The sequence below is a fragment of the Micromonospora sp. NPDC005203 genome, assembly GCF_042872705.1.
Taxonomy (GTDB): Bacteria; Actinomycetota; Actinomycetes; order Mycobacteriales; family Micromonosporaceae; genus Micromonospora.
Genome location: NZ_JBIAKV010000007.1, coordinates 59,651 through 67,732, shown reverse-complemented (window position 1 = coordinate 67,732; position 8,082 = coordinate 59,651). Strand labels below are relative to the sequence as shown.

The following is an 8,082-nucleotide window of genomic DNA, read 5'->3' as shown; positions in this document are numbered from 1 at the left end:
ACAGGCGGATCTGTGAGCGCATCCCCGGTCTACCTGGACGCGGCGACCGCCGCGCCGATGCATCCGGTCGCGCGGCAGGCGCTGCTGGCGGCCCTCGACGACGGCTGGGCCGACCCGGGCAAGCTCTATGCCCAGGCCCGCCGGGCGCGACAGCTGCTCGACGCCGCGCGGGAGGCCACCGCGCTGACGCTCGGCGTCCGCCCGGACGAGGTGTCCTTCACCCCCAGCGGTACGACCGCGGCCCACGGCGCGGTCCTCGGCGGCCTGGCGGCCCGGCACCGGGTCGGGTCGACGCTCGTGCACTCCGCGATCGAGCATTCGGCGGTGTTGCACGCGGCGCAGCGACACGTGGCGGCGGGCGGGACCGCGACCGGCGTGCCGGTCGACCGGTTGGGCCGGTTGGACCTGGAAGCGTGGTCGGCTGCCGTTCGCGCGCCCGGAGTCGCGCTGGCCGCGCTGATCAGTGCCAGTCACGAGGTGGGGACCGTGCAACCGGTCGTCGAGGCGGCTGCCGCCTGCGCCGAGGTGGGCGTGCCGCTCTACGTGGACGCCGCGCAGTCGGTCGGTCGGGTGCCCCTGCCGGCCGGCTGGTCGGTGCTGAGCGCGAGCGCCCACAAGTGGGGCGGCCCTCCCGGGGTGGGGGTGCTGGCGGTGCGCAAGGGCACCCGCTGGGAGTCACCCTGGCCGGCCGACGAGCGGGAGGGTGGTCGTACCCCCGGGGTGGTGAACCTGCCGGCGGTGGTGGCGGCGGCGGCGAGCCTGCGCGCGGCGGCGGCGGACGCGGCAGCCGAGGCGACCCGGCTGGCCGCGCTCGTGGATCGGATCCGGGCGCGGGTCGCGGTGGAGGTGCCCGACGTGGAGGTCGTCGGCGACCCGGTGCGCCGACTCCCCCACCTGGTCACCTTCTCGTGCCTCTACGTCGACGGTGAGGCGCTGCTGCACGCGCTGGACCGGCGGGGCTTCGCCGTGTCGTCCGGTTCGTCGTGCACGTCGTCCACGCTGCGGCCGTCGCACGTGCTGGAGGCGATGGGCGTGCTCTCGCACGGCAACGTGCGCGTGAGCCTGCATCGGGAGACGACCGACGCGGACGTCGAACGGTTCCTCGGCGAGTTGCCCGGGATCGTCGCGCAGTTGCGCGCCGAGGCGGGGGTGGTGGGGCTGTGACGATGCCGGACGAGGTGATCGACTGTCGGGGACAGCGTTGCCCGCTGCCCGTGATCGCGGCGGCCCGACGGTTGCCGCAGGTGCCGGTGGGCGCGGCGGTCCGGGTGCTCGCGGACGACCCGGCGGCGGCGGTCGACATTCCCGCCTGGTGCCGGATGCGCGGCCACGAGTACCTGGGAGCCGTCACCGGACCCGAAGGCCCCGCCTACGACGTCCGCCGCCTGCACTGACGCACCCCACCCCCACCCCCCAACCCCCACCCCCAACCCCCACCCCCCCAACCCCCACCCTCGCCGATCTTGCACTTTCTGCCCCGGCAAAGGGCACAGAAGCCGCGATACGGCGACACAAAGTGCAAGATCGGCGAGGGTGGGGGGTTGGGTCAGGCCGGGATGAGGTGGGGGCGGATCTCTTCTGCTGCCTCGTCGCCGTAGGACTCGGCCAGGCGCTTGACGAACAGGTCGCGGCGGACGTCGTACTCCTGGGTCCCGACGGTCTCCAGGACGAGCGTGGCCAGCAGCGAGCCGACCTGGGCGGCCCGTTCCAGCCCGACCCCCCAGGACAGCGCGGTGAAGAACCCGGCCCGGAAGCCGTCGCCCACCCCGGTCGGGTCGACCGCCCGGATCTCCCGCGCGATCGGTACGTGGATCGGGTCGATGCCCCGCCCGGCGATCTCCACACCGTGCTTGCCCAGCGTGGTGACCCGGACCTTGACCAGGTCCAGCAGTTGGTCGTCGCTCAGCTTCGCCTTGCTCTGCAACAGCGACTTCTCGTAGTCGTTGGTCATCAGGTACTCGGCGCCTTCGATGAGCGCCACGACGTCCTCGCCGGGCATCCGGGCGAGCTGCTGCGACGGGTCGGCGGCGAACGCGTACCCGCGGGTGCGGCACTCGGCCGAGTGCCGCAGCATCGCCTCGGGGTCGTTGGCACCAACCAGCACCAGGTCCAGTCCGCCGACCCGGTCGGCGACCGGAGCGAGCTCGATGTTGCGGGCCTCGCTCATCGCACCTGCGTAGAACGACGCGATCTGGCACATGTCGGTGTCGGTGGTGCAGACGAAGCGGGCGGTGTGCGCCACCTCGCTGACGTGCACGGAGTCGCAGTCGACGCCGTGGCGCTCCAGCCAGGAGCGATAGTCGGCGAAGTCCGCACCCACCGCGCCGAGCAGCACGGGGCGCAGGCCCAGCTGGCCCATGCCGAAGGAGATGTTCGCGGCCACACCGCCGCGACGGAGCACCAGATCGTCAACCAGGAAGGAGAGCGACACCTTGTGCAGCTGATCGGCGATCAGCTGGTCGGCGAAGCGACCGGGGAAGCTCATCAGGTGATCGGTGGCGATCGAGCCGGTCACGGCGATCTTCATGTCAACCTTCGGGGTCGGGAGCAGTGCGCGGTCAGCCTACCGGCCCGGCCATCCGACGGCGTTCGCGTCCCGTCGGTCGGACATCGGTGACCGACCGTCACCGGCCCCGGGACCGCTCCCGGCCAACACGGCGGCGGGGCCGCCCCGGAGGACGGCCCCGCCAGTGCTGCTGTGTGGTGTGACTCAGTTGAACGAGTCACCGCAGGCGCACGAGTTGCCCGCGTTGGGGTTGTCGATGGTGAAGCCCTGGGCGTCGATCCGGTCGGCGAAGTCGATCGTCGCGCCGGACAGGTACGGGGCGCTCATCCGGTCGACGACGACCCCGACACCGTCGAAGTCGGTGACGACATCACCGTCGAGCGAACGCTCGTCGAAGAAGAGCTGGTACCGCAGGCCGGAGCAGCCGCCCGGCTGCACGGCGACGCGGAGCCGCAGGTCGTCGCGGCCCTCCTGCTCGATCAGGGCCTTGACCTTCTGCGCCGCGACGTCGGTGAGGACGACGGAAGTAGGGGCCTGGGCCTCGACGGAAGTAGGGGCCTCGGCCTCGGTCGACTCGGTCTGCGCTGGCGTGGTCACGTGGAAGTCTCCCTGCGCGGTGTGGGTCCGGACGCACTGGCCAACGCCGTGCGCCGTCCAGTCATTCCCGGTTGTGGTCCGCTTCCGATCCTACGCCGCCTCGGCCGGACCCACCCGCGTGGCGTGATCGCCGCCGCAGGTCGACCCCGGTGGTGGGCGGCCGGCGGCCTCAGCGGCTCCACTGCCGGGCCAGCCGGGCGCCCAGCTCGTGCAGCCCCGCCGCGGGCCGGCTCAGGGCGGCGTCGAGCCCTCCGCGCTCCTCGCCGCCGAACTGCTCGACCAGGCTGTACGCGTCGGTCACCCCGGCCGAGGCCGCCTCCCGTCGGCCGGTGCTCACCTGCCCGGCCACCACGACGCAGGGGACCCCCCGGTCGCGGGCGGCGCCGGCCACCCCGGCGACGACCTTGCCGCGCAGCGACTGGTGGTCGAACGACCCCTCGCCGGTGATCACCAGGTCGACGCTGTCCAACGCGGCGTCCAGTCGGGTGGCCTGGGTGACCACGCCGATTCCCGACTCGCAGCCGCCGCCGAGGGCGAGGATGGCCGCGCCGATGCCACCGGCGGCCCCGCCCCCGGGCACCGTGCCGAGCCCCGCCGGGCAGCCGTCAAGATCCCGCTCCAACACCTCCGCGAAGCGCTCCAGCGCGGCGTCGAGCAGCAGCACGTCCGCGCGGTCGGCGCCCTTCTGCGGGCCGAACACGTTGCTCGCGCCGTGCAGGCCGAGCAGGGGGTTGTCCACGTCGGTGGCCGCGACCAGCCGAACACCCCGCAGCCGGGGTACGCCGTCGAGGGCGTCGACCAGAGCCAACGCCGCCCCGCCGTACGGCAGCGCCGCGCCGCCCGGGTCCAGCGGGGTCAGGCCCAGCGCGGTGAGCATTCCGGCTCCCGCGTCGTTGGTGGCGGAGCCGCCCAGCCCGATCACCACGGTCCGCGCACCGCTCTCCACCGCGGCGGCCACCAGCAGGCCCAGCCCGTACGAGGTGGTGGCCTTCGGGTCCCGTTCGGCGGCGCTGAGCAGGTGCAGCCCGCACGCCTGGGCGCTCTCCAGATAGGCGGTCGCGCCGTCGGTGGTGAGGAGGATCTCACCGGCGACCGGCCGGCCCAGCGGGTCGACGGTCGCCACCGGCACCCGCCGGCCACCGAGGGCTCCGGCGAGCACCTCCACGAAGCCGGGCCCACCGTCGGCGAGCGGCCGGATCAGCAGCTCGTCGCGGTCGGTGACGGTGCGCCAGCCGTCGGCCACCGCGGCGGCCACCTCCGGTGCGGACAGGGTGCCGGCGAACTTGTCCGGGCAGAGCAGCACGCGCATGCCGAGCAGTGTGGCAGCCCACACCGAGCGCAGCTGCGGCGCGCTCGTGCTGTGGGACCATGGGCTACGTGACTTCGACCTGGCTGGAACCCTCCAACACCGCGACGGCTCTGCTGCTGCTCGGCCGGGGCAGCGACCCCGACACCGAGCGCGGCGTCGAGTGTCCGGGCGACCTTCCGGCGCCCAGTGACCCGGATCTGGTGGCCCGCGCCACGGCCGCGAAGGCGAAGCTGGGCAGCAGGGTCTTCGTGCTGGGGCACCACTACCAGCGCGACGAGGTGATCCAGTTCGCCGACGTGACAGGTGACTCGTTCAAGCTGGCCCGGGAGGCCGCGGCCCGCCCGGACGCGGAGTACATCGTGTTCTGCGGCGTGCACTTCATGGCCGAGAGCGCCGACATCCTCACCACCGACGCCCAGCGGGTGATCCTGCCCGACCTCGCGGCCGGCTGCTCGATGGCGGACATGGCGGTCCTGAATCAGGTCGAGGCCGCCTGGGACACGCTTACCGACCTGGGGATCGCCGGCGAGACCGTGCCGGTGACGTACATGAACTCGTCGGCCGACATCAAGGGCTTCGTCGGCCGCAACGGCGGCGTGGTCTGCACCTCGTCCAACGCCAAGCGCGCCCTGGACTGGGCGTTCGAGCAGGGTTCGAAGGTGCTCTTCCTGCCCGATCAGCACCTGGGCCGCAACACGGCGGTGCTGGAGATGGGCCTGTCGCTCGACGACTGTGTGCTCTACGACCCGCACAAGCCCGGTGGCGGGCTCACGCCGGAGCAGTTGCGCGACGCCAAGATGATCCTCTGGCGCGGGCACTGCTCGGTGCACGGCCGGTTCACCCTCGACAGCGTCAACGACGTACGCGAGCGGGTGCCCGGGGTCAACGTCCTGGTCCACCCGGAGTGCCGGCACGAGGTGGTCACCGCCTCCGACTACGTGGGCTCGACCGAATACATCATCAAGACCATCGAGGCGGCTCCGGCCGGTTCGGCATGGGCGCTCGGCACCGAGCTGAACCTGGTCCGCCGGCTCGCGCTGGCGCACCCGGACAAGCAGATCATGTTCCTGGACAAGGCCGTCTGCTACTGCTCGACGATGAACCGGATCGACCTGCCGCACCTGGTCTGGGCCCTGGAGGAGCTGGTCGCGGGCCGGGTCGCCAACCAGATCACGGTGGACCCCGACACCGCGTACCACGCCCGGGTGGCACTGGAGGAGATGCTCGCCCTGCCCGGCGCGGACACCCCGCCACCGACGGCGTCCTGATCACGGTCCGTAGCGCTCTTGGTACACAAAAGTGCCGGATCACCGATTAATGCCACACACGCCGATGTGACCGAGTCCTTTTTCGTCACCGAGGGCTATGCTGCCCGGAGCGACGACACAAGCGAGCCGTTTCGACATGGCCGCATCCGGGGTAGCGAGATAGCTCAGGCGCCCCACCAATAACACTGCAGCACCGACGCGCTGGAGGTTGCGTTGACCGACGACGTCCTGGTCGTTCACGGAGGCACTCCGCTCGAAGGGCGGATCCGCGTGCGCGGCGCGAAGAACCTGGTCTCGAAGGCGATGGTCGCCGCACTGCTGGGCGACAGCCCGAGCCGACTGTTCGACGTGCCGAAGATCCGCGACGTCGAGGTGGTCCGGGGTCTGCTCGGCCTGCACGGCGTCAAGGTCACCGACGGCGCCGAGGACGGCGAGCTCGTCTTCGATCCGGTGAACGTGGAGAGCGCCAGCACCGACCAGATCAACGTGCACGCCGGTTCCAGCCGGATCCCGATCCTGTTCTGCGGCCCGCTGCTGCACCGGCTCGGGCACGCGTTCATCCCGGACCTGGGCGGCTGCCACATCGGCCCGCGGCCGATCGACTTCCACCTCCAGGCGCTGCGGGAGTTCGGTGCCACTGTCGACAAGCGGCCGGAGGGTCTGCACCTGTCCGCGCCGAACGGGCTGCACGGCACCAAGTTCGCCCTGCCGTACCCGAGCGTCGGCGCCACCGAGCAGGTGCTGCTGACCGCGGTGATGGCCGAGGGCGTCACCGAGCTGCGCAACGCCGCGGTGGAGCCGGAGATCATCGACCTGATCTGCATCCTGCAGAAGATGGGCGCGATCATCAAGGTCCACACCGACCGGGTGATCGAGATCCAGGGTGTGCCGAAGCTGCACGGTTACACCCACCGGCCGATCCCGGACCGGATCGAGGCGGCGAGCTGGGCGGCCGCCGCCCTGGCCACCCGTGGTCACGTCGAGGTGCTCGGCGCGCAGCAGGCCGACATGATGACCTTCCTGAACGTCTTCCGCTCGGTCGGCGGCGAGTACGAGGTCACCGACGCCCGTGCGCCGAAGCTGGGCGACCCGGGCCAGGAGGGCGGCATCCGCTTCTGGCACCCGGGCGGCGAGCTGAACGCGGTGGCGCTGGAGACCGACGTGCACCCCGGCTTCATGACCGACTGGCAGCAGCCGCTGGTCGTGGCGCTGACCCAGGCCCGCGGCCTGTCGATCGTCCACGAGACGGTCTACGAGCAGCGGCTGGGCTACACCGAGGCACTGAACTCGATGGGCGCCAACATCCAGGTCTACCGGGACTGCCTCGGTGGCACCCCGTGCCGCTTCGGCCGGCGCAACTTCAAGCACTCCGCGGTGATCGCCGGGCCGAGCAAGCTGCACGCCGCCGACCTGGTCATCCCGGACCTGCGGGCCGGGTTCAGCCACCTGATCGCGGCACTCGCGGCCGAGGGCACGTCCCGGGTGTACGGCGTCGACCTGATCAACCGGGGCTACGAGGACTTCGAGGCGAAGCTCGCCGACCTGGGCGCGCACGCCGAGCGTCCGTAACCCCGGTCACCCCACCGTTCGACCACGACGGCTCCAGGTCGCGCTGCGGCCTGGAGCCGTCGGCCGTCGTACCGCGATGTGCACCGGGCGCGGACCGTTGGCTACCCTTGCCGCGTGCCGTCGCTCTTTCGCCGCAAGTCCACCGACCTCGTCGACGAGGCCGTCGCCTCAGTGACCCCCGAGGAGACCGCCGAGCGGTCCCGGGGTTACACCCCGGCCAAGGGTCGGGAGACGCCCAAGCGGCCGACTGTCGGTCGCCGCCCGGCCGGCCCCAGCCGCCCCCTCACCAAGGAGGAGGATCGGGAGCGTCGCCGCCAACTGCGCGCCGAGGCCGCGTCGGAGTTCCGCCGCGAGGGCGGCCCCCGCGACCGCGGCCCGGAGCGCCTGCTGGCCCGCAACGTGGTCGACTCGCGGCGTACCGTCGGCACCTGGTTCTTCGGCGGGGCGTTCATCGTGCTGATCGGATCGAACGGGAACATGCCGCCACTGGTCCGGTTGATCTCCAACGTGCTCTGGGGCGTGCTGGCCCTGGGATTGATCATCGACTCGGTGCTGATCTGTCGCAAGATCGGCAAGCTGGTCCGGGAGCGCTTCCCGAAGACCGGCCAGCGGATGGGCTCGCTCTACCTCTACGCGGTCATGCGGTCGATCACCTTCCGACGGATGCGCGCCCCAGCCCCGCAGGTCAAGATCGGCGACAAGGTCTGAGCCCGACGTCCCACCCGCGCCCCACCATCGGCGAAACCGCTGTCCCCGGCACCCCGGCGGCAGCGGTTTCGCCGTAGCTGCGCTGATCGACTGACGTTTGTGGGCGGGTCGAGGGTAAGCACGCC

The 8,082-nt window shown here is 71.9% G+C and carries 9 protein-coding genes; 5 read left to right on the top strand and 4 right to left on the bottom strand.

What is annotated here, in order from left to right; all coding sequences use genetic code 11:
* Window positions 1-12 precede the first annotated feature (12 nt).
* On the top strand, window positions 13-1,164 hold the full coding sequence (locus ACFYPM_RS17530; RefSeq protein WP_387197548.1) for a cysteine desulfurase family protein: 1,152 nt from the start codon (window positions 13-15) through the stop codon (window positions 1,162-1,164).
* Window positions 1,161-1,394 (top strand): sulfurtransferase TusA family protein, encoded by a 234-nt coding sequence (locus tag ACFYPM_RS17525; RefSeq protein WP_387197545.1) that lies wholly within the window; start codon window positions 1,161-1,163, stop codon window positions 1,392-1,394. The genes ACFYPM_RS17530 and ACFYPM_RS17525 overlap by 4 nt, the downstream gene beginning before the upstream one ends.
* 152 nt (window positions 1,395-1,546) lie before the next feature.
* Here ACFYPM_RS17525 and ACFYPM_RS17520 read toward each other — a convergent pair whose 3' ends face one another.
* The 3 genes from ACFYPM_RS17520 to ACFYPM_RS17510 form a co-directional block, all read right to left on the bottom strand.
* The gene (locus ACFYPM_RS17520) at window positions 1,547-2,527 is read right to left on the bottom strand and encodes a carbohydrate kinase family protein (protein WP_387197543.1); all 981 of its coding nucleotides are present in this window, start codon (window positions 2,525-2,527) and stop codon (window positions 1,547-1,549) included.
* A 183-nt stretch (window positions 2,528-2,710) separates the two neighbouring features.
* Window positions 2,711-3,103 (bottom strand): iron-sulfur cluster insertion protein ErpA, encoded by a 393-nt coding sequence (gene erpA / locus ACFYPM_RS17515; RefSeq protein WP_387197540.1) that lies wholly within the window; start codon window positions 3,101-3,103, stop codon window positions 2,711-2,713.
* Between the two features lie 169 nt (window positions 3,104-3,272).
* Window positions 3,273-4,412 carry a glycerate kinase gene (locus ACFYPM_RS17510; protein ID WP_387197537.1) on the bottom strand — a complete coding sequence of 380 codons (1,140 nt, stop codon included), beginning with the start codon at window positions 4,410-4,412 and terminating at the stop codon, window positions 3,273-3,275.
* A gap of 68 nt (window positions 4,413-4,480) precedes the next feature.
* On the opposite strand from ACFYPM_RS17510, the gene nadA reads away from it, so the two are divergent.
* Entirely contained in the window at window positions 4,481-5,680 is a 1,200-nt protein-coding gene (gene nadA / locus ACFYPM_RS17505) for a quinolinate synthase NadA (protein WP_387197534.1), read from the top strand.
* Between the two features lie 39 nt (window positions 5,681-5,719).
* On the opposite strand, the gene ACFYPM_RS17500 is transcribed toward nadA, so the two are convergent.
* The gene (locus tag ACFYPM_RS17500; RefSeq protein WP_387198067.1) at window positions 5,720-5,920 is read right to left on the bottom strand and encodes a hypothetical protein; all 201 of its coding nucleotides are present in this window, start codon (window positions 5,918-5,920) and stop codon (window positions 5,720-5,722) included.
* Between ACFYPM_RS17500 and murA the strand changes: the two genes are divergently transcribed.
* Together murA and ACFYPM_RS17490 are read left to right on the top strand one after the other, a co-directional pair.
* The gene (gene murA / locus ACFYPM_RS17495; protein ID WP_387197531.1) at window positions 5,894-7,249 is read left to right on the top strand and encodes a UDP-N-acetylglucosamine 1-carboxyvinyltransferase; all 1,356 of its coding nucleotides are present in this window, start codon (window positions 5,894-5,896) and stop codon (window positions 7,247-7,249) included. The genes ACFYPM_RS17500 and murA overlap by 27 nt on opposite strands.
* 114 nt (window positions 7,250-7,363) lie before the next feature.
* Window positions 7,364-7,957 carry a DUF3043 domain-containing protein gene (locus ACFYPM_RS17490; protein ID WP_387197529.1) on the top strand — a complete coding sequence of 198 codons (594 nt, stop codon included), beginning with the start codon at window positions 7,364-7,366 and terminating at the stop codon, window positions 7,955-7,957.
* Window positions 7,958-8,082 lie beyond the last annotated feature (125 nt).

What these genes read in the sequence shown, in the direction of transcription:
- ACFYPM_RS17520 (WP_387197543.1), bottom strand. Translation starts at nt 2,527, where the DNA reads ATGAAGATCGCCGTGACCGGCTCGATCGCCACCGATCACCTGATGAGC.
- ACFYPM_RS17510 (WP_387197537.1), bottom strand. Translation starts at nt 4,412, where the DNA reads ATGCGCGTGCTGCTCTGCCCGGACAAGTTCGCCGGCACCCTGTCCGCA.